We start from the raw sequence: 26604 nt of genomic DNA, 5'->3' as shown, positions 1-26604 counted from the left end.
TGCATTGATGAGTACTGAGCCAGTCGAGCCTCAGGCGGTCGCCACACCGCAGGACGCATTTGCGTCGGTACCACAACAGCAGGAAATGCCGCTGGCCATCGTGCGCGGCGAACCCATGCTGCAGATGCCGCAAGATTTGTACATCCCGCCGGACGCGCTGGAGGTCATCCTTGAGGCATTCGAAGGACCGCTGGATCTGCTGCTGTACCTGATCCGCCGGCAAAACCTGGACATTCTGGACATCCCTGTCGCCGAGATCACCCGGCAGTACATGGATTACATCGAGATGATGCGCGATGTGATGCGCCTGGAGCTGGCGGCCGAATATCTGCTGATGGCTGCCATCCTCGGCGAAATCAAATCGCGCCTGCTGCTTCCCCGGCCGCCCGCCGAGGAAGGCGTGGAAGAAGACCCCCGCGCCGAGCTGGTTCGCCGGCTGCAGGAGTACGAACGCTTCAAGCGTGCGGCGGAGGATATTGACGCCCTGCCCCGCATGGAGCGTGACTTTGCACCCGCCCACGCCGACGTGGGCGAGCGTAATGTGGTGAAGCTGCCGCCGCCGCTCGAACTGAAAGAGCTGCTGCTGGCGCTGAAGGACGTGCTGCATCGTGCCGAATTGTTCGGCCACCATGCCATCAAGCGTGAAGCGCTCAGCGTGCGCCAGCGCATGGGCGAACTGCTGAGCCGGCTGGACGGACGCACCTTCCATCGCTTCGAAACGCTGTTCGACGTGACGGAAGGCCGCCTCGGCGTGGTGGTGACCTTCCTGGCCATGCTGGAGCTGGCCAAGGAAATGCTGGTGGAGATCGTGCAAGAGGAACCGCTCGCGGCGATCTACGTGCGTGCCAAGACCCAGCACGCCGAAGAATCGATCACCGACGAGCCGGCCGCTGCCGCCGAATGACGGCAGCACCCATGAATCCGCATCCGACCTGAGACCATGCAGATCGAGCAACTCAAACCCATCATCGAGGCCGCGCTGCTGGCAGCCACGCAGCCCATGACCATCGCCCAACTGCTGGAGCTGTTCGGCGAAGAGGACGAGGTCGGGCGCGAAGAAGTGTCCAGCACGCTGGCCGCGCTAGCAGAGGATTGCACCGGGCGCGGCGTGGAACTGCGCGAAGTGGGCTCGGGCTGGCGCTATCAGGTAAGGCAGGAGGTCCACCCGTGGGTCTCCCGCATGTGGTCCGAAAAGCCCAGCCGTTATTCCCGCGCCCTGCTGGAAACGCTGGCGCTGATCGCCTACCGCCAGCCGATCACCCGCCCGGAAATCGAACAGATCCGCGGCGTGGTAGTGTCCTCCAACATCATCAAGACCATGGAAGAGCGCGAGTGGATCCGCGTGGTCGGTTACCGCGACGTACCGGGCAAACCCGCGCTGTTCGGCACCACCCGCGCCTTTCTCGATTACTTCAACCTCAAGTCGCTGGACGAATTGCCGCCGTTGTCGGAAATCCGCGACATGGAAGATCCGCAGATGAGCATTGCGCCCGAGCCGTTGCCGGTTCGCGTGGCGCGCGATCTGCCGATCGACCCGGAAGCCGAAGCCGACGCCCTCGAACACGGCGACGAGCCCGTATCCGAGGAGGCACAACTCGACGCTTCCGAGACCACTGATCAAGAACCCCCGCAGGCGACGAATGTCGCCGCGAACCACGAACCCGGCGCTGCACCGCACGCCGATACCACGAACAACACTGCCGATGAGGCAGCGACCCATGCGGACGTCGACGAAGACGCCGCCACGCAAGATACCGAGGAGTACCGCGCATGACTGCGCCCCAGAAATCCGTATTGACCCTTAAGCGCGCCCCGCGCGACGAAAACACCCCCGCCCTGGAAGAGCGCCTGCACAAAGTGCTGGCCAACGCGGGCCTTGGCTCGCGCCGCATGCTGGAACAGCGCATCCAGGCCGGCGAAGTCGAACTCAATGGCACCCCTGCCACCATCGGCGCCAGCGTGCACGCAGGCGATCGCGTGGTGCTGGACGGCAAGCAATTCGTCGTCTCCACCGACAATCGCGACGAAACCGAAGTGCTGGTCTACCACAAGCCCGAAGGCGTGGTGACCACCCGCGAAGACCCCGAGGGTCGCCCCACCGTCTTCGAACAGCTGCCGAGCCTGAAAGGCGCGCGCTGGGTCGCGGTGGGCCGCCTGGACATCAACACCACCGGCCTGTTGCTGCTCACCACCGATGGCGAGCTGGCCAACGCGCTGATGCACCCCAAGAGCGGCCTCGAGCGCGAATACCTGTGCCGCGTGCACGGTGAAGTGCCCGACGAGGTCATCGAAAAGCTCAAGGCCGGCGTGGAACTGGAAGACGGCCCCGCCCGCTTCGACGAAATCGGCATCATCAGCCGCGGCGGCAGCCACAGCTGGTTCCGCGTGGTTATCTGCGAAGGCCGCAACCGCGAAGTGCGTCGCCTGTGGGATTCCCAGGGCTTCCTGGTGAGCCGCCTCAAGCGCATCCGCTACGGCAAGGTCGAACTGCCGCGCAACCTGCGTCGTGGCGACTGCGAAGCCCTCGGCGAGGAAGCCGTGAAGGCGCTGCGCAAGGTCACCGGCCTCGGTGCACCGCAGCCGGTGCTGACGCTGAGCCCGGTGCTGCATCAGCGCCGTGCCCCGCGCAACGTCACCGAGTATCGCCCCGAACGCGGCAGCTCCAACGCCTGGAGCGGCGGCTATCAGGACGAAGCGCGCGAGCTGCGCGCCTACGATCGCATTCGCGAAGAACCCGCACGCGGCACCAAGCGCCGCAAGCCGGGCAAGGAAGTGAACGGCAACGTCGCTCGCCCCGAGCGCGCGGGTGGCGGCATGCAGCGCAAGAACAAGCGCGGCGTGGCGCCCGGCCAGGAATTGCCGTCGGTGCGTACCTGGTTCGCCGGTGACTCGCGTGAGGGCGGCCGTAGCGGCGGCCCTGGCGCCGGTGCTGGCGCAGGCAACCGTCGTGGCGGCAAGCCTTTCGGTAATCGCAGCGCCGGTGGCGGCGAAGGCCGTGGCGGCAACCAGCCCTACGGCGGCTTCGGCGGAGGCAAGCCCGGCGGCCGCACCGGCGGTGGCAGTGCCGGCGGCGGCCAGGGTGGTCGTCCGCAGGCCCGTGGCGGCAATCGCCCGCAGGGCGGCGGTGGTCGTCCGCAAGGTGGCGGCGGCCGTCCGCAGGGTGGCGGTGGTCGTCCCCAGGGTGGCGGTGGTCGTCCCCAGGGTGGCGGTGGCCGCCCGCAAGGCGGCGGCAATCGTCCGCAGGGTGGCCGCGGCGGCAACCGTCACGGTAATCGCTGATCGCAGCGACGCCCATGACGGTGCGCATCTACCACAACAACCGCTGCTCCAAATCGCGCGCCACGCTCGCGCTACTGGAAGAGCGCGGGCTGGCGTTCGAGGTGATTCATTACCTCGACACGCCACCCAGCCCCGACGAGCTTGCCGACCTGCTCGGCAAGCTCGGCATGACGCCGCGCGAACTCATCCGCACGGGTGAGGCGGAATACGCCGAGTTGGGCCTGGACGATCCTTCGCTGGACGACACGGCCTTGCTGCACGCCATGGCCCAACATCCACGCCTGATTGAACGCCCCATCGTGGTCGCCAACGGCAAGGCGGCCATTGGCCGTCCGCCCGAGGCGGTGCTGCAAATACTCTGAGCGCAACTCAAGCGCGGCGAGCCGCGCTCGAGTGCCGTCGCCCCAGGCTTACGGATTCAACGTAAAAACGTCGGCATCCATCCACGCCGGAAAACGCTCGCGATGGGCAAGCAGCGGCGTCGGGTCCAGCGTCACGGTCACCACCTGCTCCTGCGGCCCCAGCTCCACCAGCGGCTCGCCGATGGGGTCGAGCACGGCGCTGTCGCCCGCATAAGGCAGGTCGTTGCCGTCTACGCCCACGCGATTGAGGCCCACCACGTAGCTGAGGTTTTCGATAGCGCGGGCGCGCAGCAGCGTGCGCCACGGCTGACGACGCGGCGCCGGCCAGTTCGCCACGAACAGGGCCAGGTCGTAATCCATACCGCCAGCAGCGGATTCGAGGCGACCGTTGCGCAACCACACCGGGAAACGCAGGTCGTAGCAGACCTGCGGAAGGATGCGCCAACCCTTGAGCTCCACGATGAGGCGCTCGTTGCCACCGCCGTAACGCGTGTGCTCACCGGCCATGCGGAACAAGTGTCGCTTGTCGTACTGCGCGTAGCTGCCATCCGGGCGAGCCCAGATCAGGCGATTGAACACCGTGTCGCCTTCGCGAATGGCCAGGCTGCCGCACAGTACGGCGCCCACTTCTTCGGCCAGTGCACGCATCCAGGCTACGCCTTCGCCGTCCATGGTTTCAGCGCTTACGCGCGTGTCGTTGCTGAAACCGGACAGGAAGGTTTCCGGCAGCACCACCAGGTCGGTCTGGCCGGCCACGCGACGCACCAGTTCGCCGTAGTACTCGCGATTGGCGGGGGCGTCGTGCCAGCGCGTGGCACCCTGCACCAGGCTTATTTTTAGAGTTTGCATAGACGCTCCGCCGCGGCTTCCATGGTGGCATCGCTCTTGGCGAAACACAGGCGCAATAGATGCGTGCCCGGGGCTTTCTCATAGAACGGAGTGAGCGGAATGGCCGCCACGCCGCCCTCCTTCACCATCCACTCGCAGAACGACACGTCGTCCTTGTCGCTGATCGCGGAGTAGTCCACCAGTTGGAAGTAACCGCCCGGCACGTCCAGCAGCTTGAAGCGCGAAGGTGCGATCAGCTCGCGGAAGCGATCGCGCTTGGCCTGGTAGAACGCCGGCAGCTCAAGGTAATGCTCCGGCGTGCTCGCCATGAACTCGGCAAAGGCCACCTGGGCCGGATGGAAGGTGCAGAAGGTGAGGTATTGATGCACCTTGCGGAACTCCGCCGACAGCGCCTTGGGCGCCACGGCGTAACCGAGCTTCCAGCCGGTGCAGTGATAGGTCTTGCCGAACGAGGACACCACAATGCTGCGTTCGGCCAGCTCCGGGTGGCGCAACACGCTCTGGTGCTGCTGCCCGTCGTACACGATGTGCTCGTAGACCTCATCGGAGAGCACCACGATTTCCGTGTCGCGCACGATGGCGGCCAGCTCGTCCAGGTCGGCGGCCGACAACACGGCACCGGTCGGGTTGTGCGGGCTGTTGATCAGGATCATGCGCGTGCGGAGGGTTATCGCATCGCGCACGCGTTGCCAATCCACCGCAAAGCTCGGTGCTTGCAGCGGAATGTGCACGGCACGCGCGCCCTGCAGCTCGATCGCCGGCTCGTAACTGTCATAGGCCGGATCGAACACGATCACTTCCTCGCCCGCGCGCACCACGGCGGCAATGGCGGCAAACAACGCCTCGGTGGCGCCCGAGGTCACGGTGACATCGGTATCGGCACTCAGGCGATGGCCGTACATGCGCTCGGTCTTGAGCGCGATCTGCTCGCGCAGACCCGGCAGGCCGATGCCCGGCGCGTACTGGTTGCGGCCCTCGGCCATGGCGCGCGTGATGGCGTCGCGCAGCGGCTGCGGCGGCTCGAAGTCCGGAAAACCCTGGCCGAGGTTCACGGCCTTGTGCTCCAGCGCCAACTGGCTCATGACGCTGAAGATGGTGGTGCCCACTTTCGGAAGCTTGGTATCGATCTGCATGATCCGGATGTCTAAAAGGCCAAACGGGGATGCTAGCACGGGGATCGCCCCCGCCCAGGGATGCTCTGATGTTGATCGCCATCCCAGCCAAAGCCGGAAGCGCCTTTCAACAGCCGAAGGGCTGGTCATCCAGCGTTGAAGGCAAAGGCACTGGATGACCAGCCCTTCGGCTGTTGAAAAGCGCCTCTCGCCCCCTTTTGGGGCTCGCAGGAATGACGAGCTAAATGTGCTTTAGTCACACCTCCCCTGGGGAACCTAAACGTACTTGCTGCACTCGGCGTGTTTTTCGCGCACGGTATCTGGCAGGCGCTCGGCGAGGAAGTCCACGAACGCGCGCACGCCCGGCAGCAGCCCGCGCCGGCTCGGGTAGACGAAATGCATCGTGCCCTGCGGCACGCTCCATTCGGGCAGCACCACCTCCAGCTCGCCCCGGCCGACGGCGGGGCCACATACGAACTCCGGCAGCATCGTTACGCCAATGCCGCGCTTGGCGCACTCCAGCAGCGCGGCGAAGTCACCACAAATGAGGCGCGGCTGGATATCCACCACCACGCGCTCACCCTGCGCATCCAGCAACTCCCAGCTCTGCGCGCCCTCGTGCTCGTTCATGGTGAGCGCCGGCAAGCCGGACAGGTCGGCGGGCTGCTTGGGGTGGCCGTAGCGCTTGAGCAGCTCGGGGCTGGCCACGGGCAACACGCGCGACTGGCCAAAGGTGCGCATGACCAGGGTGGCGTCGGTATCGAGCTTGCTGCGCACGCGAATGGCCACATCGAAACCCTCGCCGATCACGTCGACGCGGCGATCCGTGGCCTGCAGGCGCACCTGCATCTTGGGATGCTGCGCCAGGAAATCGGGCAGCACATGCCCCACCACCGTCTGCACCAGCGACACGGGGCAGCTCACCCTAACCACGCCACGCGGCTCCGAGCGCACTTCTTCCACCGCCTCCTGGGCGGCGCGCGCCTCTTCCAGCACGGCGCGGCAATGACCGTAGAAGCGCTCACCCACCTCGGTCACCACGAAGCGCCGGGTGGTTCGCTGCAGCAGGCGCACGCCCAGGCGCTCTTCCAACTGCGCGATGCGCTTGCTCAGGCGCGACTTGGGGATGCCCAGTGCGCGGCCCGCCGACGAAAAGCCGCCGTGCTCGACCACTGCGGCGAAGAAATACAGGTCGTTGAGATCCTGCAGGGCGCCTTCCAATACCGTCATCGCCGTTTCCCTATTGGAACAATACGTTCGATTTTAGCCGACTTATCAGGCGATTGTCCGAAGAATACCTTATCTCCGTCGCCGGACGACCGGCCCGTTACCTGAGGAAATACCATGAAACTGCTGCATCTCGACGCCAGCGCCCTGGGTGGCCACTCGGTTTCGCGTGGGCTGACCGCTGCCATTGTCGCCGAACTTGTCCGTACCCAGCCCGGCACTGAGGTGATTTACCACGATCTGGTCGCCAACCCGATCCCCCATTGGACGCCAGTAGCCGATGCCAGCGACCCGGCCGCCGTGCTCGGCAGCCAGATGCTGGAGGAGTTCATGGCCGCTGACGTGGTGGTGATCGGTGCGCCGATGTACAACTTCTCGATCCCGAGCCAGCTCAAGGCCTGGATTGATCGCATCGCCGTGGCGGGCAAGTCGTTCCGCTACACCGCCAACGGCCCCGAGGGCCTGGCCGGCGGCAAGCGCGTAATCATCGCCTCGTCGCGTGGCGGCGTTTACAGCGAAGGCAGCCTCGGCGCCCCGATGGACTTCCAGGAAACCTATCTGCGCGCCGTGTTCAGCTTCCTGGGCGTCACCGACCTGGAATTCGTGCGCGCCGAAGGCGTGGCGCTGAGCGAGGACAACAAGGCCGAATCGCTCAAGACCGCACACAGCGCCATCGGCGTATTGACCCGCAAGGCCGCCTGAGTACCGCTCCACCGTCCCCAGCAGACGCCACGCCTTAGGGCGTGGCGTTTGTCTTTGCACTGCTTGGCTGCTCGGCGCGATACACCGCCTGGCCGTCCACCCAGGTGCTCAAGGGCTTGAGGTGCGCAATGCCGAGCGGCGGCACCGTCATCGGATCGCCGTCCAGCAGCACGAAGTCCGCGCGCATGCCCGCCTTGAGCATGCCCACCTCGCCTTCCATGAAGGATGCATAGGCCGCGCCGCGCGTAAAGCCAGCCAGCGCCTGCAGGCGGCTGACCCGCTGATCCGGCAACCAACCGCCCGGCGGCTGCCCCTTCAGGTCCTGACGGGTTACCGCGGCGTAAATGCCGAGCATCGGATTGACCTGCTCCACCGGGAAATCCGAGCCGAACGCCAGCGGCACCTGCTCATGAATGAAGCGCTGCCATGCGTAGGCACCCCTGAGTCGTTCCGCACCGAGGCGCTGCTCGGCCCAGGGCATGTCCGAAGTGGCGTGCGTGGGCTGCATGGAGGCAATGAGGTGCAACTTGGCGAAGCGAGGAATGTCCTCCAGCGCCAGGATCTGCGCGTGCTCCACACGCCAACGGTGATCACTGTTCGCCTGCTCGCCAAGCACGGCCTGGTACGTGTCCAGCACCATGCGATTGCCGCGATCGCCAATGGCATGCGTAGCCACCTGCACATGGCAGCGATAAGCCTTCTCCACGGCGGTGCGATAGGCCTCGGGTGAGGTGACGAAAATGCCCTTGTTGCCGTGGTCGTCGTTGTAGTCGGCCAGCAACGCCGCGCCGCGACTGCCCAGCGCGCCGTCCATGTACAGTTTCACGGCGCGCATCTGCAGTCGACCACTGGCATCAGCCCAACGGCCGCCTTGTGCGCAGAGCCAATCCAGCGCCTCGTGGTTACCGTCCGCCATTTCATACAGGCGCAGCGGAATTTCCTTGTTCGCCGCCATCTCCTGCAACACCTTGAAGTCACCAAGGCTCACGCCTGGATCGTGCACGCCGGTCAGGCCAGCTGCCACGGCATCCTGAAAGGCGGCCTTGTAGGCCTCGCGGGTTTGCTCATGGGTCAGCGGCGGAATGGCGTCGGCCACCAGCGCCATGGCGCCGTCGATCAGCACACCACTGGCCTTGCTACCCACGCGCACGATGCGGCCGCCCTCGGGCTGCCAGTCGCCATCGAGCGCGCGCGTGGCATGTTTCATGGCTGCCGAATTCATCCAGGAGGCATGGCCGTCGATGCGTTCCAGATACACCGGACGATCCGAAAAGGCGGCATCCAGGTCGGACGCGGACGGAAACTGCTTGCCAGCCCAGCGGTTCTGGTCCCAGCCACGGCCGATCAACCAGGCTCCCTTGGGTAGCCTCGCGGCGCCCGCCTTGAGCCTGGCCAGCACCTCAGCCTTGGAGGCGGCACCCACCAGATCCACCTGTATATGCGTCATGCCCAAGCCGAGCATGTGGCCATGGGCGTCGATCAAGCCGGGGATGACCGTGGCGCCTTGCGCGTCCACCTTGGCGGCGCCGGGGTAGCGCTTGGCCAATTCGGCGACGCTGCCTACCGCCAGCAGACGGCCATCATCGTTCCACGCGAGCGCCGTCGCCTCGGGGCGTTCCGGGTCCATGGTGTGGACATGGGCGTTGACCAGCAAGGTCGTCGCCTGCAGCGGAAAAGCCGCGAGCGCGAACAGAGCAAGAGCGGTGCGGCGAAATGGCAAACGCATGGGCAAGTCCTGACCGGAAAGTCATGCGACTTTGCCTAGCTGGCGAACTTCGCACAAGCGGCGACATCAGGCGGCCTGCTCCAATTCGACCCTGGCGTAACGGGCGAGGCGAATGCACGACGCTGGGCCGGGCATTTCCACGCAAACGGCGCGACCCGCGCGGAAATGCTCGTCCCGCGCCACCTCCCTGGCCAGACGGATCGCGGCCGACAACTTGAGCCCATGGAACAACGAGGCATCCGCACGGCACACACTCCAAAGACCGTCCGCGGACTGCTTGAGCGAATAGGTGACCATGTTGCAAACCCTGTTCGAGAAGAGAGCCCTGCCACCACTTGATCGTGTGAGCGAATAACTCGTCACGCCGTCCTCACAGGACCGAACAAGGGTGCACTCGTCTGCATGAGGAACATATCAGCCCCTCACTGCGTAATGCGTAGGATTTCGACTACATTGGTCATCGTCGTGACAATACAGGCTCTTTCGGGCTCACCCCTGTTACACACCTGATACACATCGCCTTGCTCTCCGTGAACGAGGCGGATTGCGTAGGCTGAACTCTACCCCGCTTAGGTCGCAACCTCACCATCGATTAATCGATCACGTCGCAGTGTCGAGTCACCCCACGCCTGATGAGGTGGCTGATGACGGCAATCGAAGCGAATGACCCGATGGAACGCATGCTGCGCGCGTTCGACGACCTATTGGAGCTATATCGCCTGCTGGAACAAGAGAACGAGCTATTGCGCGGACAGCTTCGACGCCACACCGCCGGCGAACTGCAGATACGCGAAGCCGAACGCCACTTGCTCGATACCGGCGGCTTCAACCGCCAGGAGCGCCGCGAACGATTCGGCAGCCTGCTGGCCGAGCGTGCCAGGCCCTTGTGATGAAAGGACGGGTCGGCGAATGTCCCGCAACGAGTGCGGGCTCAATCGGTCAACGCAACACCCCAATACCGGGCCGGCGGAACGCCAGCTACCACAAGCCCTGGAACCCAATCACGCTGCCCGGCGGCCACAACGCTGGAAGTGCCTTGATTCCAGGAAAAGCCAACGTAATGGACGAACAAGATCGTTTGGCGGGCAGATAAAGAAGGCTAGACCTTTGAAATACCGATGAATTGCGATTTGATCAAAGTGTTGCGTTGACCGGTTGAAACGGCAAGCGATGCGGGGCATTCGCGGGCCTGCCTCACGGCTCGATGATGTGTCGCAACAACAGCCGCGCGCTCTCGCGCCCTTGCCAGTCATTGATGACCAACTCGTACACGCCACGAAACACCAGTGGCGGCGGCGTGCCATCGTAGGCGTTGAACATCACCGCATCGTGCACCGAGCCATCCCGAGGGTCGCGCAGGCTCAAGCGCAAATGACGCTCGCCCATCACGCGCCAGCTCGCGCATTCGAACAGGTTGTCGAACACGGGCTCAGGAAACGCCTGCCCCCAGGGCCCGGCGGCGCGTAGTTGATACGCCAGGTCCAGCGTGAACGCGCCCGGCGGCAACTCGCCATCGGTGAGCTGCACCGCCTGCAAGGCATCCTGATCCAGCCATTCGCGCGCGATGGCGTCGAAGGCAGCGGCGAAGCGCTCGTAGTCGTCGCTGCGCAGGCTCAGGCCGGCGGCCATCGCGTGACCGCCAAAGCGCTGAATCAGACCGGGTTGGCGCGCATCGATCATGGCCAGCGCATCGCGAATATGGAAACCGGCGATGGAACGCGCGGAGCCGCGCAATTCGTCGGGCGCGTCCTCGCTCGCCGGCGCAAAGGCAATCACGGGGCGGTGCAGACGCTCCTTCAACTTGGAGGCCACCAAGCCCACCACGCCCGCGTGCCACGTCGGCTCGAACAACGCCACGCCTACCGCATCGGTCGTCGCGGCGCGGGCCACCATCACCTCTGCCTCGGCGACCATCGTGTCCTGCAACTCGCGGCGCTCCTTGTTGATGGAGCTGAGCAACTCGGCATAGCGCTGGGCCTGCGCGGGGTCGTCGGTAAGCAGGCACTCCACGCCGATGCGCATGTCTTCAAGGCGACCGGCAGCGTTCAAGCGCGGCCCCACGGCATAACCCAGGTCACTCGCGCACAACGTGGCGAGGCTGCGCTGGCTGGCCTGCACGAGTGCGCTCACGCCGGCACAACCCTGCCCCTGGCGCAGGCGACGCAAGCCGGCTTCCACCAAGACGCGATTGTTGAAATCCAGTGGCACCAGGTCCGCCACCGTTCCGACGGCGACGAGATCGAGCAGCGAAGAAAGATCCGGCTCCGCACCGGCCTCAAACAGACCCCGCTTGCGCATGGCGGCACGCAAGGCGAGCAACAGATAGAACATCACGCCCACGCCTGCCAACGCCTTGCTCAGAAACGCGTCGCCGGACAGGTTGGGGTTCACCATGGCATCGGCAGCAGGCAACTGTTCGCCAGGCAAATGGTGATCGGTAACGATGACTCGAATGCCCCGCTCGCGTGCGGCCGCCACGCCGGCCACGCTGGCCACGCCGTTGTCGACGGTGACGATGAGTTGTGGCACCGGCGAGAGCGATTCCACCAGGGCCGGACTCAGACCGTAGCCGTGCACGAAGCGGTTGGGCACGGCGTAGTCGACATGGCGCGCACCGAGCATGCGCAACCCGCGCACGGCCACCGCGGTACCCGTGGCGCCATCGCAGTCGTAGTCGCCTGCAATAACGATGGACCAATCGCCACGGATCGCTTCGATCAACAAATCGACCGCGCCGTCCATGCCACCCAGGGCATGCGGTGAAAGCAGACGCGCGAGGCGATACTCCGCCTCATCCGGCGACGTGACGCCACGCGCGGCATACACCTGTTGCAGCACGGGGTGCACCGAGGCACCCCAGCCGGCCGGGGCACCTTGCAGCGAACGCCTGCGCAATTGCACCCGCTTCATCGCGGTGCGCCTCGCCAGAAACGCCAGCGGTTAGACGGATGACTCGCCCAGCGTTCGCCGCTGGCGAAACTCCAGCGTACCGGCTGCTGCCGCGCCAAGGCCTGCAAGGTCGGCCACCACTGTGCGGTGAAATCCTCCACGGGGAGATCCTGCATATCGACCAGCCAGCCGGCTTGTGCCGTCGCCAGCGCAGCGGCATCGCGCGCCTGCACCGGCAGGCTTGCGCGGCGCGCCAGCGCGCCCAGCAAGACATCGTCACCGATGACGCCGCGCAGCTCGGTCTTCACACGATCCGGCAGGGGCCCACCGCCCCACAGCCACAGGCTGTTGATCGGCGGCAAGCCCTGTTCGCGTCGTTCGGCATTGAGCGGATGCTGGTGCAGCAGCACCTGCACCTCGTTGAGCAGCACGCGCCAGCGACGGCCGTCGGCACCCTGCGGCAAATGCTCGTAGAGGTCTTCGCCCATCGCCTGCTCGGGCGAAGCAAAGTCCGGCACCGGCGAATCGTGCGGCAAGCGGATGTGCCAATGATCGGGCGAGGACACTTCGAGAATCATGCCCGCATCGCCGAACACAGGCTTCAGCGGTTTGGCCAGTGCGTGCGCCGCTTCCGCACTCAACTGCATCTGTCCGCACGCCAGCAGACGGGCGCCATTGAGGTCGGGCTGCACCCACGCCGGGTCTGCGCACAACCATTGCGCACCGGCCGCATCGCCCGCCATCAGTTCGCGCGTGAGCGCAGCGGCGGGCAAACCACCCGGCACGATGAAGCGTTCGGCGAGCCCACCCAAATACCCTTTGGCGCCGCCGGACAAGGCATCGGCCTTGTGCAGCAGGGCGCGCAAGGGATGGTCGGGCGCGAAGCGTGGCAAGTCAGGCAGCCACACGTCCAGGATCGGGGTTGGCTGCGCTTGCATCGTTTGCCTCATGCTTCGAGCTGTTCGTAGAGTTCCAGCCACTCGCCTTCCAGCGTTTCCTTCTCCTTGCGCAGTTCCGTCTGCCGCTGGCCCAGGCGCATCATCTCGGCGGTGGGGCCGTTGTAGGTGGCGGGGTCGGACAGCTTGGCCTCGATCTGCCCCAGCTCGCCTTCGATGGTGGCGACCCGGGTTTCGATCTTCTTGACGCGCTGCCGCGCGGCCTTGCCTTCCTCGCGCTGCGCGGCCATGCGGCGGCGGCGATCCTGCGCCGACTCGTTGCGCTGCTCGGCCTTGGATTCGTCCGCGTCCTTGTCGGCTTTGTCCTTGTCGGCCTTCTTGTTGGTGGAGCCACGACTGCGCAGCCAGCGCGCATAGTCGTCCAGGTCGCCATCGAAACCTTCGGCCACGCCATCGGCCACGCGCCAGAAGCTGTCGCACACCAGGCCCAGCAAGTGGCGATCGTGCGACACCAGCACCAGCGCGCCGTCGAAGTCGGCCAACGCGTCGGCCAGGGCCTCGCGCATGTCCAGGTCAAGATGGTTGGTGGGCTCGTCGAGCAGCAGCAGGTTCGGCTTGTCCCAGGCGATCAGCGCCAATGCCAGACGCGCGCGCTCGCCGCCGGAGAAACCGTCCACCGATTCGAAGGCGCGGTCGCCCGCGAAGTTCCAGTTGCCCAGAAAATCACGCAGTGCCTGGGCACTGACGCCCGGCGCCTTGTCCTGCAGATGATCGAAGGGCGAGGCGCCCTCGCGCAGGCTCTCCACCGTGTGCTGGGCGAAGTAGCCGATCTTGAGGTCCTTATGCGCCTTGCGCTCGCCGGACAACGGCGCCAATTCACCCACCAGCGTTTTCACCAGGGTGGATTTACCCGCGCCATTGGGGCCGAGCAAGCCGATGCGCTCGCCCGCTTCCAGACGAAAACGTACGTCGTGCAGGATGCTGACGGGTGCCTCGCCCTGCTCGCCCGGATAGCCGGCCACCACCTCCTCCAACTGCAGCATGGAGTCGGGCAGACGGTCGGGCTCGGCGAACTGGAAGCGGAACGGGCGCTCCAGGCGCACCGCCTCGGTTCCCGCCAGCTTCTCCAGGCGCTTGACGCGCGACTGCGCCTGCTTGGCCTTGCTGGCCTTGGCCTTGAAGCGATCCACGAAGGACTGCAAGTGCGCGCGCTCGGCCTGCTCGCGTTCGTGCGCGATCTGCTGCTGACGCAACTGCTCGGCGCGCAGGCGCTCGAAGGCGCTGTAGTTGCCGGTGTAGAGCTTGGCGCCGCCTTCATTGAGATGCAGCGTGTGGCTGATCACACCGTCGAGGAACTCACGGTCATGCGAGATCACCAGCAAGGTGCCCTGGTAACGGCGCAGCCATTCTTCCAGCCACAGCACGGCATCCAGGTCCAAGTGGTTGGTGGGTTCGTCGAGCAGCAGCAACTCCGACGGTGCCATCAGCGCTCGCGCCAGGTTCAGGCGCACACGCCAGCCGCCCGAAAACTCCTTGACCGGCGTGTCGTGCGTCTCCGGTGCAAAGCCCAGGCCGTGCAGCAGGCGGCCGGCGCGCGCGCGCGCGTCGTAGCCGTGCAACTCCTCGATGCGGTGATGCGCCTTGGCCATGGCTTCGGTGTCGCCGCGCGCCTGGGCGTCCAGCTCGTCACGCAGCGCGGCGGCCAGCTCCTCGTCGCCACCCATCACGTACTCGATGGCGGGATCGGGCAAGGCCGGGGTCTCCTGCGCCACGGAGGCGAGGCGAAGCTTGCTGGGCAGATCCAGGTCGCCCGAGTCGGCCTCCACGTGGCCCTGCAAGGCGGCGAACAGGCTGGACTTGCCGCAACCGTTGCGGCCCACCACACCCAGGCGCCAGCCGCTCTGGATCACCAGATCCACATCGGAAAGCAGCAACCGGCTGCCACGGCGTAGCGCGAAATGACGGAAGGAAATCATGGGGAAAGCTTATCCGTACCGGGCGTCCTGCCGCCCGCAGCCGCCCATCATACCGGGCCGGGCGGCCAGCATGCGGCGGCCTCGACCCGGCCGGGCGGCCCAGCGCACGCTCAGGGCCACGGGCACCAGCCGCGCGCGCGAGCACACCCCGAATGCTTAGCCCATCGCATTGCCTGCATATTCGCGTGGAACAGACCCCGCAGTTCTGCTACAACGACGCGGCAACGCCTTGCGCGGAGAGGGGACCCGTGAATACCTACGGCATCAGCAAGTACAGCATTGGCCTGACCATCATCGTGGCACTGGCCGCTATGGGCGCGCCTTCGGCAGCCAACGCAGACAACCTGCTCGTCAATCGTGTGCAGCAGGAAAAGGGCATGGACCTGCCCGCCCGCGGCATGAGCATGGAGCAGGTGGAAAAGAAGTACGGCGCCCCGCAGCGCAAGCTCAGTCCGCGCGGCGGCGATAGCGCCAAGCACCCGGTGATCAACCGCTGGGATTACGCCAACTTCATCGTGTACTTCGAGAAGAGCCACGTGATCCACGCCGTGCTCAATACGCCGGCCGGCAACAATACCAATCCGGCCGCGGTCAACTGAGCCGCTGAACCCAGCATTGGCGCGGCTCGTGGCGACACGGGCCGCGCTTGCGTTTTGGGCGCGCTGGCGCCACTTGGACTACACTTCGCCTCCCTCGCGGCCTTGCCACCGGCAAGCGGCCGCTCTCCCCGTTTGCCAGAGAAAGACCCGCCATGACTGACGCTAGCCTGCGCCTGCCGGCCGAATGGGAGCCGCAATCGGCCGTCCTGATCGCCTGGCCCCACGCCGACACCGACTGGGCTGACCGCCTGGCCGAAGTGGAGACCACTTACGTAGCGCTCGCCGCCGCCGTCACGCGCTTCCAGCCGCTAATCATCGTGGTGGCCGACAACACCTTGCGCCTGCGCGTGCAGGCCCTGCTCACCGGTGAAGGCGTGGACCTCTCCAAGGTGCGCTTCGTCGAACGGCCGTACGACGACACCTGGTTGCGCGACTCGGGCCCGATCACGCTCAAGGCCGGCGACGGCACGTTCCAGCTCACCGACTTCCGCTTCACCGGCTGGGGCGGCAAGTTCGGCGCCGAGCAGGACGACGCCCTGATCGCTGGCCTGGTCGAGGACGGCGTGTTCGGCAAGGCGGCGCACCAGCGCGTGGACTGGGCCCTGGAAGGCGGCGGCATCGAAAGCGATGGCGTGGGCACCGTGCTCACCACCTGGCGCTGCCTCACCCAGCGTCACCCCGAGCAGTCACGCGAGGACATGAGCGCGATCCTGCGCGACAGCCTGCATGCCAAGCGCGTGCTGTGGCTGGATTACGGCTACCTGGAAGGCGACGACACCGACGCCCACATCGATACGCTGGCGCGCTTTGCACCGGGCGACCGCATCGTTTACCAGGCTTGCGACGACCAGAACGACCCGCACTACGACGAACTCAAGCGCATGGGCGATGAACTCGCCGCGCTGCGCACGCCCGACGGCCGCCCCTATCAGCTCTACCCGCTGCCCTGGGCGCGCCCCATCCTGGACGAAGGCCGCCGCCTGGCGGCTTCGTATGCCAATTACCTGATCGTCAACGGCGCCGTGCTCGTGCCGGCGTATGGCGACGTGGCCGATGACGAGGCCGCGCGCATCATTCGCGAGGCGCATCCGGGTCGCGAGGTGGTGCAGGTGCCGTGTCGACCGCTGATCTGGCAGAACGGCAGCCTGCACTGCATCACCATGCAATTGCCCGCCGGCCTGATCGACTGAGTTCCACGTGACCATCGCCCGGCTGGAGATCTATGCAAGGCGCCGGCAGCGCATCGCGGCCGCGCCTTTCACGGAGTTCTCGATCTTCCAGGTGCGTGCCGGCAGCAAGCGCATGGGCGATGGACAGCGACAGGACGAGATCGTCGCCGGTGGCTTTGCCGCCGTCGCGCCAGGGCAATTGCTGCACGTTGAAAACCTGCCGCCGGACGATGGTGCGTATCGCGCAGTGTGCCTGTGCATACCGCAAGCCATGCTCGAACAGATCGAGCCGGCGCCTGCCGATGCACCGCCCTGGGCCAGCCTGCCCACCAGCCGCGCACTGGAACAAGCCTTTGCGCACGCCGAACAAGGCGTGACCGAACATTTGCCGGACAACCTGCTGCGCCACCGTGTCGCGGAGCTGGTGTCCGCCGTCGCGATGGCTGGATTTCGACCGCCATTGGAGCGCAAGCGCCGACTCGGCGAGCGCATTCGCTTGCTGCTGAACACTCAGCCCGCGCATGAGTGGCGCGCGCAGGACGTCGCCGGCCAACTCGCGCTGAGCGCCGCCACCTTGCGCCGACGCCTTGCCGAGGAAGCCACCGGCTTTCGCGAGATCCTGGAAGAAGTGCGCCTGGTCCACGGCCTGGCCTTGGTGCAAGGCACCGACAAACCCCTCAAGCAGGTGGCGGTGGAATGCGGCTACGCTTCGCCGTCACGCTTCACGGCACGCTTTCGCGAACGCTTCGGCACGCTGCCTTCCGACTTGCGCGATTGAGCGAATCGGGCGAGTCATTGCGCGTTTGAGGCCACCGCGACGGCGCCCCGCCTCGCAAGATGGACACACCCCATCTCACGAGGCCACTCATGCGTCGCTTGCTTGCCACACTGCTTACTTCCGCCGTTGCTCTGGCCGCCCACGCTACCGATTTCCAGATACGGGTGGATGGCGATCATGATCGCCTGCCACCGAGCAGCAGCTTCCAGGGCTTTGGTTGCACCGGCGACAACCGCGCGCCCGCCGTGCACTGGCAGGGCGCGCCGGCGGGCACACGCAGCTTTGCGCTGACGGTGTTCGATCCGGATGCCCCCACCGGCAGCGGCTGGTGGCATTGGGTGGTGGTGAACCTGCCGGCCCACAACCAGGGCCTGCCTGTGGGCGGCGCACTGCCCGCCGGTGCCGACGCCGTGCGCAACGATTACGGCCAGGCAGCCTGGGGTGGCCCGTGCCCGCCCAAGGGCGATGCACCGCACCGCTATGTCTTCACCGTCTATGCGCTCGACGTGCCCAACCTGGGGCTGCCCGAAGGCGCCTCGCCGGCCCTGGCCGGCTTCATGATCCACAGCCATACGGTCGGCAAGGCGCAGACCACCCTTACCTACGGCCGCTGAACGCTCAGGTGGCGCGGTTGTCGATCACCGCGCCACCTGAGCCGCGCCAGGCATCACGGGGCGCGCGGTTCGCTACACTATGCGTTTTCGCGCTATCGGCGAGGCCGCATTCATGACCCGCAAAACCCTCAAAGTCGCGCTGCTGCAGGAAACCGACCGCGGCAGCCGCGATGCCAATCTCGACGCCATTGAGGCAGGCCTGCGCGAAGCGGCCGCCAAGGGTGTCGAACTGGTGCTGCTGCAGGAGCTGCACAACGGCCCGTATTTCTGCCAGCGCGAATCCGTGGACGAATTCGACCTGGCCGAAACCATCCCCGGCCATAGCACCGCACGCATCGGCAAGCTCGCCGAAGAGCTGAAACTGGTAGTGGTCGCTTCGCTGTTCGAAAAGCGCGCCACCGGCCTGTACCACAACACCGCCGTGGTGTTCGATCGCTCGGCCGCCATCGCCGGCAAGTACCGCAAGATGCACATTCCCGACGATCCGGCGTTCTACGAGAAGTTCTACTTCACGCCGGGCGACCTGGGCTTCGATCCCATCGAAACCTCGGTGGGCCGCCTCGGCGTGCTGGTGTGCTGGGACCAGTGGTATCCGGAAGCCGCCCGCCTGATGGCATTGGCCGGCGCGGACCTCCTGCTCTACCCGACCGCCATTGGCTGGGACCCGCAGGACGACCAGGCCGAGAAGGATCGCCAGCGCGAAGCCTGGGTGACCGTACAGCGCGGCCACGCCGTCGCCAACGGCCTGCCCCTGCTCTCCTGCAATCGCACCGGCTACGAGGCGGACCAGGCCGGCGTGGGCAACGGTATCCAGTTCTGGGGCACCAGCTTTGTGGCGGGCCCGCAGGGCGAGTTTCTCGCGCAGGCCGGCACGGATGCGCGTGAGTTGTTGATCGTGGAGGTGGACATGGCGCGCAGCGAACACGTGCGCCGCATCTGGCCGTTCCTGCGCGATCGCCGCATCGACGCCTACGACGACCTGCTCAAGCGTTTCCGCGACTGAGCCATGCGCGTGCCGGTGGTCACGGCTTGAGCCCGTGCCCCGGCATCCCCATGGAATGATGCACCTGACTTGCCCAGAGCCCGCATGAGCCAGACCGACCTCGACACCACCCTGCCCGCGGTATTGCGTGACCAACCCATCGAGCGCGTCGTGCGTGACGGGGTGGAGTACGTGGTGCTTGGCACCGCCCACGTGTCGCGCACCAGTGTCGAGGCCGTGGAGGCGCTGCTGGCGCATGAGCGCTTCAACGCTGTGGCGGTGGAGCTGTGCGACAGCCGCGCCCAAGGCATGCGCGATCCGGAAGCCTTCAAGCAGATGGATCTGTTCCAGGTAATCCGCCAGGGTAAGACCGGCATGGTCGCGGCCAGCCTGGTGCTGTCCTCGTTCCAGAAGCGCCTCGCCGAGCAGTACGGCATCCAGCCCGGCGCGGAAATGAAGGCCGGCATGGATGGCGCCGAGCAGCGCGGCGTGCCCGTGTGGCTGGTGGACCGCGAGGTGGGCACCACCTTGCGACGCGCCTGGCACAGCGTGGGCTTCTGGCAGCGCTTTGGCCTGCTGGGCGGATTGATCGCCAGCGTGTTCGAACGCCAGGACATCGAAGAAACCGAGATCGAGAAACTCAAGCAAGGTGACATGCTGGAGAGCGCTTTCAGCGAATTCGCCACGAACTCCGCTCCGCTCTATCGCAGCCTGATCGCCGAGCGCGACACCTATATGGCCGCGCGCCTGCGTGAACAAGCCGCACAGGCCGGGTACGGCGAAGGCCGCCGCGTGCTGGTGGTAATCGGCGCGGGCCACTTGAAAGGCTTGTGCGAGCAATTGCGCACGCAACAAAGCGACCCCCGCACGGAGGCTGACGCCCTTGCCGCCGTGCCGCCCAAGGCGCGCTGGCCAAAATGGATTGCGCTGGGCCTGGTCATCGCCGTGTTCGCCGCCATCGCCTTTGCCTTCCATCGCAACACGTCGCTAGGCACGGCGGCGCTGCGCGACTGGATTCTGTTCACCGGCGGCTTTTCTGCATTGGGTGCGCTCATTGCCGGCGGACATCCGCTGAGCATCCTCGCTGCCTTCGTCGCCGGCCCCATCAAGCCCTTCCGGCCGGGCGTTCCTTCCGGCGGCATCAGCGCCATGGTGGAAGCGTGGGCGCGCCGCCCGCGCGTGGCGGATTTCGAATCCCTGCGCGATGACATCGGCCACTGGAGCGGCTGGTGGAAGAATCGCGTGGCACGCACCCTGCTCAACTTCTTCCTGGTGTGCATGGGCACCATCATCGGCGAGTACACCGCCGGCATCCATATCTTCAAGAGTCTGCTCTGACGCTTCGGGCAGCTAAGCGAAACCAGCCTTCGCGCCTGTAGCGAACGCCCAGACAGGCCAGCGCACCCATCATGACGAAACGGGTGCGCCGCCATCGCCTTGCCTCGGCGCAAAACCTCAGTGATTGAGCGCTTTCACCAGCACATCCAGCAGCTCTTCGTTGCGATCCAGGCTGTGCTCCCAATACATCACGCCACCCAGGCCCTTCGCCTTGACGAACGCCGCCTTGGCGCGCAGTGACTGCGGGTCCTCGTAAGTGACGAAGGTGCGCGTGGCGGGGTTCCACAGATAAGGCGCCTGAGCCTTCTCGTCCCAGTGGCGCTGGTAGCCGTTCTTGTCGATGTAATCGTCCACCAGCTCACGCCATGACGGACTACCCGCGTACTTGCCGTAGTGCTGCTGCAGGCCATCATGGGCCGGGTCCACGTCCGCGAAGGCGCGCCCATAGAACGCCACGCCGAGATTGAGCTTGCTGGCCGGCACGCCAGCCGCGAGGAACTGCGCCACAGCCTTGTCCCCGGCGCGATCGTTCGCCGGCGCCAGGGCCGACAGATGCAGACCTGCGTGGTGACCCGTCGTGGGCGTGAGGCTGTTGTGGAAGTCGTAGGTCATTAAGTTGATCCAGTCGAGCGAACGCGCCGCGCGCTCCAGCTCGATGCCGGCGACGAACTCGCTGTCTGCCGCGGCGATGGTCAGCAGATAGTGGCGGTCGCCCTGCGTCTTGCCGAGCGCATCGAGCCTCGCGCGGATGGCTTCAAGCAGCAGGCTGAAATTGCGTTTGTCTTCGGGACGATGCGAAATCCCCGGTCCGGCCAGCGTGGGGTATTCCCAATCCAGGTCCACGCCATCCACGTCGTGCTTTTGCACCAGCGCGGCCGCGCTGTCGGCCATGCGTTGGCGACCCTGCTCGGTGGCAGCTACGTCGGAGAAGTAATCCGCACCCCAGCCGCCAATCGACACGATCACCTTGAGCGACGGATTTTCTTTGCGCAAGCCAGTGAAGGTGGCTAGCGTGCGATCAGCAACGGGACTTGGAAATACGATCTCGCCGGTCGGCTCCAGCCGCGCGAACGCGTAGTTGATCACGTCGAGCTTGCTCGCACTCACATGCGGCAAGGTTGCACTGTCTCCGACATAACCAATGATGCGCGCATGTCCGGGTGCATCGCTCGCCCATGCCAGCCCCACACTCGCCAGCATCCACACGCACGCGCCCAGCGCGCGCCACCACATCGGTGCACGTCCAACCCTCTGCATGGCATCTCCCATTGGCATTCCCCACCGGTGCACGATCGGGGTGCACCACCCACTCCACGGAGTCGACTGATATAAATCAGCGACTTGCGGCAAGTTGTCCGTTTGTGAAAGCTACGACTATACTTCCTGAACTTTCACCGAGTACCAGCCAGCATCGTGGGGACGATCTTGATGACTCGATTGCAACTGCTTGGCCTGACCGTGGCCGCAGCTCTTCTCGCTACTGCCACCGCGCACGCCGAGGGCGACAAGGCTGCCGGACGAAAGTTGATCTACACCTGCAATGGCTGCCACGGTATTCCGGGCTACGCCAACGCCTATCCGAATTACCCGGTGCCGCGCATCGCGGGCCAGAACGAGCAGTACATCGTCAACGCCCTGCACGAGTACAAGAGCGGCGGGCGCAGCCATCCGACCATGATGGCCCAGGCGCAGAGCCTGTCCGACAAGGACATCGACGATATCGCCGCCTACCTCTCCAGCCTCGCCAAGTAAGCCAAGGACTCCCATCGCATGAATCGTGCGCTCACCCTGCTTTCGCTCGGCGCCGTGCTGGCGTGTGCCTCTACCTCGCTGCTGGCCAACGGTAGCATCGAGAACGGCAAGCAAAAGGCCGCCACCTGCTTTGCCTGCCACGGTGCCGACGGCAACGCCGTGGACCCGCAGTATCCGCGCCTTGCCGGTCAGTACGACCTGTACATCCAGCAAGCCCTGCATGAGTACAAGAGTGGCAAGCGCGACAACGCCATCATGAAGGGCTTCGTCGCCACCCTGTCCGACCAGGATATCCAGGACGTGGCTGCCTATTTCTCCAGCCTGCCGACCAAGCTCGACACGCTGCACGGGCACATCCAGGGCGACAGCAAGTAACCGCCGCCTGCTGGCGTCATGAAAAAGGCCCGCCAATGGCGGGCCTTTTTTGTGACGCCTGGCAACCCGGATCAACCGATCGCCGACTCGCCTTCGCGACGCTTGTAGTACGGGTCGCTGCCCGTGGCGTGGTCGGTGGCATCGCGCACGGCGGTAATTTCCGGCACGCGTTCGCGCAGCGTCTTTTCCACGCCGTGCTTGAGCGTCACGTCCACCATGCCGCAACCATGGCAGCCGCCGCCAAACTGCAGCAGCACCACGCCGTTGGCATCGACCTCGAGCAAGGTGACCCGGCCACCGTGCGAGGCGACCTTGGGGTTGATTTCCGCCTCCAGCACGTAACGAACGCGCTCGATCACACCGGCTGCCTCGCCGGGGATCTCGCCCTTGATACGCGGCGCACGGATGTTGAGCTGGCCGCCCGTGGCGTTGGGCTCGAAATCGATGGACGCACCTTCCAACCAGGGCGCACTCTCGCCGTCCACATGGAATTCGAAGCCATCGCACACGATGGTCCATTCCTGCCCGCTCAATTCATTGGGCTCGGCAAACTCCAGCTCGCAATTGGCGGCCGCCGTGCCCGGCGCGGTCACGCGCAGGCGAATACCCAGCCCATCGATGCCTTGCTGCGAGAGCAACCGCAGGAAATGCCGTTGCGCGCGCTCTGAAATCTCGATCATGTCCACTCCAGCGCAAACCCGGACGCGGCCGGGCGAAACAGCACCATTTTAGTCCTGTTTTGCCTCCCCTGCCCATTTTTGACTTTTGCCGGCCAAGCCTCGACGCTTCGCAGCCTTCACCCTGCACGGAACGATTGCCATGAGTCTCAGCCCGCTCGCCACCCAGCACTGCACGCCTCTCAAGGGCAAGGAACATGAGCTGAGTGCTGCCAAGGTCGCCGAGCTGCTGGCGGCGCTGCCCGGCTGGCAGACCACCGCCGACGGCAAGGCCATCGTGAAGGATTTCAAGTTCGGCGACTTCCATCGCACGCTGGGCTTCATCAATGCGGTGGGTTTCATGGCCAACCAGGAAGACCACCACCCGGATCTGGAAGCGGGCTATGGCCACTGCCATATCCTGTGGTCCACCCATGACGTGGGCGGCCTCTCGATGAACGACTTCATTTGCGCCGCGCGCGTCGAGGCCCTGCTCGATCGTTGAGCGCCATGCGTAGCCGTCGCGCCCTTGTCTGGGTCGGGTTTCTGCTGACCGTCGCCGCGACCCTCTGGGGCATGGCGGCGCTGTCGGCGTGGTTGACGCGCGAGCATTTGTCGGCGCGCGCGGCCAACACCTGGAGCGCGCTTCGCGAAGGCCGGCCTTTGTGGCAATGGCCACTTCAACGACCAGAGGATCTGGTGGCCCGTCGTGTGTTCGGTGCAGTCGAGCTGGCTCGCACGCCACTGGGGTTGCGCATCACCAGCCTGGACGGCTCGCCCTTTGAACTAGGCCTGCCGTTACCCGAACCCGTGGATCTGGCTCACTGGCCGCTTCTGCAACTGCGCGCGCATAGCACCGCGCCGGGCACCCTCCACGTGCGCTATCAGGCCAGCGAGTCCGCGCCAGCTTGCGAAACCGATCAACCACTACCCTTGCTCGCCGGCGCGCAGCCAGCGCCGCTGAACCTGGGGGAGCTCACCTGGCATAGCACGCAAGGCGCTGCCTGTCAGCCGCCAGCCAACGTGGCGTACATGTTGCGGCTGCAGATACAGGTGCCCGCTCACACGACCCTGGCCGTCTCGCAGGCCGACTTACTGGCGCAACAACCCCAGCGCCTCGACAAAGCCACCACCGAGATCCAGTTGCCGCTGGCGGCGGACGCCCAAGTGCCCACGTCACAGCGCGCGCCGATGGTGCGCCTACCGGCCGACGCCTCGTCCGAATCCATGCTGCTGCTAAGGGACTACGCACGGCAAACGTGGCCGGGAGCGCCCATCCTGCCGGCCGGGCAACTCGTGACCACGACCATTCGGGCCGCCCTGCCTCCATGGGTCGACTGGGCCACTCTGGTTCTCTATCTGATCTTTCTCGTAACGCTGAGTTGGCGTCATACCCGCGAAGTTCAGCGACCGTGGTTGGAAGTGGCCGCCATTGCCTTTGGCCCGCTATGGCTGATCGCCGGCCTGCGCTGGGACGCCGAACCGTCCATACCGGGCGCGATGGCTTTCGTTGCGGCCCTGGCCTATGGCGGGCTGGGTGAATGGCGTCGCCGGCCTGTCGCGTGGTCCTGGTCTGCGCGGCGACCTTCCGACTGGCTTTGGCCCCTGGTGCCCTTGCCAGTGGCCGCCGCCTTGATTGCCTTGGACGGCCACGCCCTGACTCGCCTGCCCGCGCTGCACGTAGCCGCCTATTTTGCCTGGGCGCTGTTGCAGCAATGGGCCATGCTTGCGCTGGTGATGGGGCGCCTGCGGCAAACGCAGCTCCCGATGCTCGCCGTCATGTTGATCACAGCCACCCTGTTCGGGTTACTGCATACCCCCAATGGGGCACTGATGCAGCTGTGTTTCCTGGCCGAGCTCTGGTGGGCCTGGTGCTTCTTCCGCGCTCCGCGCCTTCTGCCCATCGCCGTGGCGCATGCGCTAGCCGCCCTCCTGGTGGAGAGCGGGCTCACCGGCCATTGGCTGCGCTCACTCGAAGTCAGTGCGCGATTTTTCTTGTAGTCGCTCTTGCAGGTAGCGAATCTTTTTTCCTTTTATTGCAAGCACATCCAGGAAATCCTTCAAGTCATCCGGGAGGTTCGCCGAGAAGCTGTAGGCGCGACCATCCAGCTCGAAGCTCATATGAGAGGCGTGCAGGAACAACCGATTGAGGCCCAGTTCCTTGTACTTCTTGTTCATTTCCTTATCGCCGTACTTGGGATCGCCGGCCAGCGGATGCCCCACGTGCGCCGCATGCACGCGAATCTGATGGGTGCGCCCGGTACCCAGGGTCGCCTGCATCAGGCGAGCGCTCGGGTACTGCTCGGCCTCCTGGAAAAAAGTGAGTGATGGCTTGCCGTTGTCCGACACTCTTACCATCCGCTCCCCGCCCTGGAGCACCGACTTCAGCAAAGGCGCATTGACGCTGAACTTGGCTTTACGGGGGTGGCCCACCATCAGGCAGAGGTACTGCTTGACCACCGTACCCTCGCGAATGGCCGCCTGCAGGCCCGTTAGCCCGGCGCGCGTCTTGGCAAACACCAGCACGCCGCTGGTGTCGCGATCAAGGCGATGCACGAGTTCCAGGTGCTCGTTGGGTCGAGCCGCACGCAACAGTTCGATGGCACCATGACTCACGCCGCTGCCGCCGTGGCTGGCGATGCCGGTCGGCTTGTCGATGGCAAGGAAATGCTTGTCTTCGAAAATGATCGACTCAGTGATAGCTGAGACGAGACCAGGCGCCGGCCCCTTGTCGGGAGCCTTCTCCGCGGTGCGGACCGGCGGAATGCGCAGCATATCGCCGGCGGCGAGACGCGTGTCGGGCTTGGCCCGTTTACCGTTCACGCGCACCTGCCCGGTGCGCAAAATACGGTAGATCATGCTCTTGGGAACCCCCTTGAGCAGCGTCATCAACGCGTTGTCGATGCGCTGACCGTCCCGCTCGGGGCCGATCTCTACTTGACGCACACCGTGAGGTGCGTCTGGGGAAGTTGCCGTCTGCATTGAAAAAAACCTGGCGAAATAGGATACTCGGCCGGCGCTTCAATCCCCCCCCCTGCCGAAGTTGGGAGGGTGTAGGGAAGCCCGCTCGTGACGTCGGCGAGGATAGCGCCGGTGGCCATCTTAGGCAGCCGGTCGCTGCTCCCTTTCATCGTAACGTTTCGGGTTGTCGTTTGTCCGGTTCCGATGGGTTCCGGGGCGACGGGCGCATTGCCACGAATCATCCCGGCACCGGAAACGATGCCGACATGTTGCCGCTTAACCGCAGCGGCGCGATCCCCGGCAGGCCGCCGACGTTACGGCGCCACCGTGGCACGCGACGCGCGGCAAGCCGAGGAAAAATT

General features: G+C 65.5%; 27 protein-coding genes. 16 read left to right on the top strand and 11 right to left on the bottom strand.

The genetic code is table 11. From position 1 onward, the window contains the following. The first annotated feature begins 7 nt into the window (after positions 1-7). Genes AC3G2C_RS09255 through arsC form a run of 4 tightly spaced genes read left to right on the top strand, consistent with a single transcriptional unit; the run spans position 8 to position 3641 of the window. Positions 8-904: a segregation and condensation protein A gene (locus tag AC3G2C_RS09255; protein ID WP_488384343.1), complete on the top strand. Its 897-nt coding sequence runs from the start codon at positions 8-10 to the stop codon at positions 902-904. 36 nt (positions 905-940) lie between these two features. After that, the gene (scpB, locus tag AC3G2C_RS09250; protein ID WP_488384342.1) at positions 941-1774 is read left to right on the top strand and encodes an SMC-Scp complex subunit ScpB; all 834 of its coding nucleotides are present in this window, start codon (positions 941-943) and stop codon (positions 1772-1774) included. Further along, on the top strand, positions 1771-3279 hold the full coding sequence (locus tag AC3G2C_RS09245; RefSeq protein ID WP_488384341.1) for a pseudouridine synthase: 1509 nt from the start codon (positions 1771-1773) through the stop codon (positions 3277-3279). Before scpB ends, AC3G2C_RS09245 begins: the two co-directional genes overlap by 4 nt. A 14-nt stretch (positions 3280-3293) precedes the next feature. Then, positions 3294-3641, top strand: a complete 348-nt coding sequence (arsC, locus tag AC3G2C_RS09240) for an arsenate reductase (glutaredoxin) (RefSeq protein WP_488384340.1) — start codon at positions 3294-3296, stop codon at positions 3639-3641. A 48-nt stretch (positions 3642-3689) separates the two neighbouring features. On the opposite strand, the gene AC3G2C_RS09235 is transcribed toward arsC, so the two are convergent. The 3 genes from AC3G2C_RS09235 to AC3G2C_RS09225 form a co-directional block, all read right to left on the bottom strand. Continuing rightward, positions 3690-4490, bottom strand: coding sequence for an amidohydrolase (locus tag AC3G2C_RS09235; RefSeq protein ID WP_488384339.1), 801 nt, complete (start codon positions 4488-4490; stop codon positions 3690-3692). After that, on the bottom strand, positions 4478-5623 hold the full coding sequence (locus tag AC3G2C_RS09230) for a pyridoxal phosphate-dependent aminotransferase (protein ID WP_488384338.1): 1146 nt from the start codon (positions 5621-5623) through the stop codon (positions 4478-4480). Before AC3G2C_RS09230 ends, AC3G2C_RS09235 begins: the two co-directional genes overlap by 13 nt. Before the next feature lie 255 nt (positions 5624-5878). Further along, complete coding sequence (locus AC3G2C_RS09225; RefSeq protein ID WP_488384337.1) at positions 5879-6832, bottom strand: LysR substrate-binding domain-containing protein; 954 nt, start codon at positions 6830-6832, stop codon at positions 5879-5881. Between the two features lie 114 nt (positions 6833-6946). Here AC3G2C_RS09225 and AC3G2C_RS09220 point away from each other — a divergent pair, with 114 nt between their 5' ends. Next, the gene (locus tag AC3G2C_RS09220; RefSeq protein ID WP_488384336.1) at positions 6947-7531 is read left to right on the top strand and encodes an FMN-dependent NADH-azoreductase; all 585 of its coding nucleotides are present in this window, start codon (positions 6947-6949) and stop codon (positions 7529-7531) included. A 34-nt stretch (positions 7532-7565) separates the two neighbouring features. Here the strand turns inward: AC3G2C_RS09220 and AC3G2C_RS09215 are convergent, their stop codons facing one another. Together AC3G2C_RS09215 and AC3G2C_RS09210 are read right to left on the bottom strand one after the other, a co-directional pair. Next, on the bottom strand, positions 7566-9257 hold the full coding sequence (locus tag AC3G2C_RS09215) for an amidohydrolase (RefSeq protein ID WP_488384335.1): 1692 nt from the start codon (positions 9255-9257) through the stop codon (positions 7566-7568). Between the two features lie 66 nt (positions 9258-9323). Beyond that, positions 9324-9554 (bottom strand): hypothetical protein, encoded by a 231-nt coding sequence (locus AC3G2C_RS09210; protein WP_488384334.1) that lies wholly within the window; start codon positions 9552-9554, stop codon positions 9324-9326. 347 nt (positions 9555-9901) lie between these two features. Here AC3G2C_RS09210 and AC3G2C_RS09205 point away from each other — a divergent pair, with 347 nt between their 5' ends. Continuing rightward, positions 9902-10147, top strand: a complete 246-nt coding sequence (locus AC3G2C_RS09205) for a hypothetical protein (protein WP_488384333.1) — start codon at positions 9902-9904, stop codon at positions 10145-10147. A 304-nt stretch (positions 10148-10451) separates the two neighbouring features. Here the strand turns inward: AC3G2C_RS09205 and recJ are convergent, their stop codons facing one another. The 3 genes from recJ to AC3G2C_RS09190 are packed head-to-tail and all read right to left on the bottom strand — an operon-like array spanning position 10452 to position 15018. Further along, the gene (gene recJ, locus AC3G2C_RS09200) at positions 10452-12167 is read right to left on the bottom strand and encodes a single-stranded-DNA-specific exonuclease RecJ (RefSeq protein ID WP_488384332.1); all 1716 of its coding nucleotides are present in this window, start codon (positions 12165-12167) and stop codon (positions 10452-10454) included. After that, positions 12164-13084, bottom strand: a complete 921-nt coding sequence (locus tag AC3G2C_RS09195) for a phosphoglycerate mutase (RefSeq protein ID WP_488384331.1) — start codon at positions 13082-13084, stop codon at positions 12164-12166. The genes recJ and AC3G2C_RS09195 overlap by 4 nt, the downstream gene beginning before the upstream one ends. Before the next feature lie 8 nt (positions 13085-13092). Beyond that, entirely contained in the window at positions 13093-15018 is a 1926-nt protein-coding gene (locus AC3G2C_RS09190) for an ABC-F family ATP-binding cassette domain-containing protein (RefSeq protein ID WP_488384330.1), read from the bottom strand. Between the two features lie 263 nt (positions 15019-15281). Here AC3G2C_RS09190 and AC3G2C_RS09185 point away from each other — a divergent pair, with 263 nt between their 5' ends. The 6 genes from AC3G2C_RS09185 to AC3G2C_RS09160 all read left to right on the top strand — a co-directional run bounded on the left by AC3G2C_RS09185 (position 15282) and on the right by AC3G2C_RS09160 (position 20498). Continuing rightward, a complete protein-coding gene (locus tag AC3G2C_RS09185; RefSeq protein WP_488384722.1) occupies positions 15282-15617 on the top strand; it encodes a hypothetical protein in 336 nt (111 codons plus the stop codon). Between the two features lie 152 nt (positions 15618-15769). Beyond that, complete coding sequence (locus AC3G2C_RS09180) at positions 15770-16807, top strand: agmatine deiminase family protein (protein WP_488384329.1); 1038 nt, start codon at positions 15770-15772, stop codon at positions 16805-16807. Positions 16808-16814: 7 nt separating this feature from the next. Next, a complete protein-coding gene (locus AC3G2C_RS09175) occupies positions 16815-17564 on the top strand; it encodes a helix-turn-helix transcriptional regulator (protein ID WP_488384328.1) in 750 nt (249 codons plus the stop codon). 89 nt (positions 17565-17653) lie between these two features. After that, positions 17654-18178 (top strand): YbhB/YbcL family Raf kinase inhibitor-like protein, encoded by a 525-nt coding sequence (locus tag AC3G2C_RS09170; RefSeq protein ID WP_488384327.1) that lies wholly within the window; start codon positions 17654-17656, stop codon positions 18176-18178. Positions 18179-18290: 112 nt separating this feature from the next. Further along, positions 18291-19181, top strand: a complete 891-nt coding sequence (locus tag AC3G2C_RS09165; protein WP_488384326.1) for a carbon-nitrogen hydrolase — start codon at positions 18291-18293, stop codon at positions 19179-19181. A gap of 84 nt (positions 19182-19265) precedes the next feature. Continuing rightward, complete coding sequence (locus AC3G2C_RS09160; protein ID WP_488384325.1) at positions 19266-20498, top strand: TraB/GumN family protein; 1233 nt, start codon at positions 19266-19268, stop codon at positions 20496-20498. A 117-nt stretch (positions 20499-20615) separates the two neighbouring features. Here AC3G2C_RS09160 and AC3G2C_RS09155 read toward each other — a convergent pair whose 3' ends face one another. Beyond that, a complete protein-coding gene (locus AC3G2C_RS09155) occupies positions 20616-21755 on the bottom strand; it encodes a glycoside hydrolase family 18 protein (RefSeq protein WP_488384324.1) in 1140 nt (379 codons plus the stop codon). 171 nt (positions 21756-21926) lie between these two features. Between AC3G2C_RS09155 and AC3G2C_RS09150 the strand changes: the two genes are divergently transcribed. Continuing rightward, positions 21927-22250, top strand: a complete 324-nt coding sequence (locus AC3G2C_RS09150; protein ID WP_488384323.1) for a c-type cytochrome — start codon at positions 21927-21929, stop codon at positions 22248-22250. 18 nt (positions 22251-22268) lie between these two features. Continuing rightward, positions 22269-22625, top strand: coding sequence for a c-type cytochrome (locus AC3G2C_RS09145; RefSeq protein ID WP_488384322.1), 357 nt, complete (start codon positions 22269-22271; stop codon positions 22623-22625). Between the two features lie 71 nt (positions 22626-22696). Here the strand turns inward: AC3G2C_RS09145 and AC3G2C_RS09140 are convergent, their stop codons facing one another. Next, positions 22697-23305, bottom strand: coding sequence for an NfuA family Fe-S biogenesis protein (locus AC3G2C_RS09140; RefSeq protein WP_488384321.1), 609 nt, complete (start codon positions 23303-23305; stop codon positions 22697-22699). Positions 23306-23444: 139 nt separating this feature from the next. On the opposite strand from AC3G2C_RS09140, the gene AC3G2C_RS09135 reads away from it, so the two are divergent. Both AC3G2C_RS09135 and AC3G2C_RS09130 read left to right on the top strand, forming a co-directional pair. Next, positions 23445-23786 (top strand): 4a-hydroxytetrahydrobiopterin dehydratase, encoded by a 342-nt coding sequence (locus tag AC3G2C_RS09135; protein WP_488384320.1) that lies wholly within the window; start codon positions 23445-23447, stop codon positions 23784-23786. Positions 23787-23791: 5 nt separating this feature from the next. Further along, complete coding sequence (locus AC3G2C_RS09130; protein ID WP_488384319.1) at positions 23792-25282, top strand: CPBP family glutamic-type intramembrane protease; 1491 nt, start codon at positions 23792-23794, stop codon at positions 25280-25282. On the opposite strand, the gene AC3G2C_RS09125 is transcribed toward AC3G2C_RS09130, so the two are convergent. After that, positions 25250-26263, bottom strand: coding sequence for an RluA family pseudouridine synthase (locus AC3G2C_RS09125; protein ID WP_488384318.1), 1014 nt, complete (start codon positions 26261-26263; stop codon positions 25250-25252). The genes AC3G2C_RS09130 and AC3G2C_RS09125 overlap by 33 nt on opposite strands. Positions 26264-26604 lie beyond the last annotated feature (341 nt).

This window comes from Frateuria sp. sgz306004, assembly GCF_057750885.1.
The sequence above is the reverse complement of the archived record's forward strand: the minus strand, read 5'-3'. Positions and strand labels throughout refer to the sequence as shown.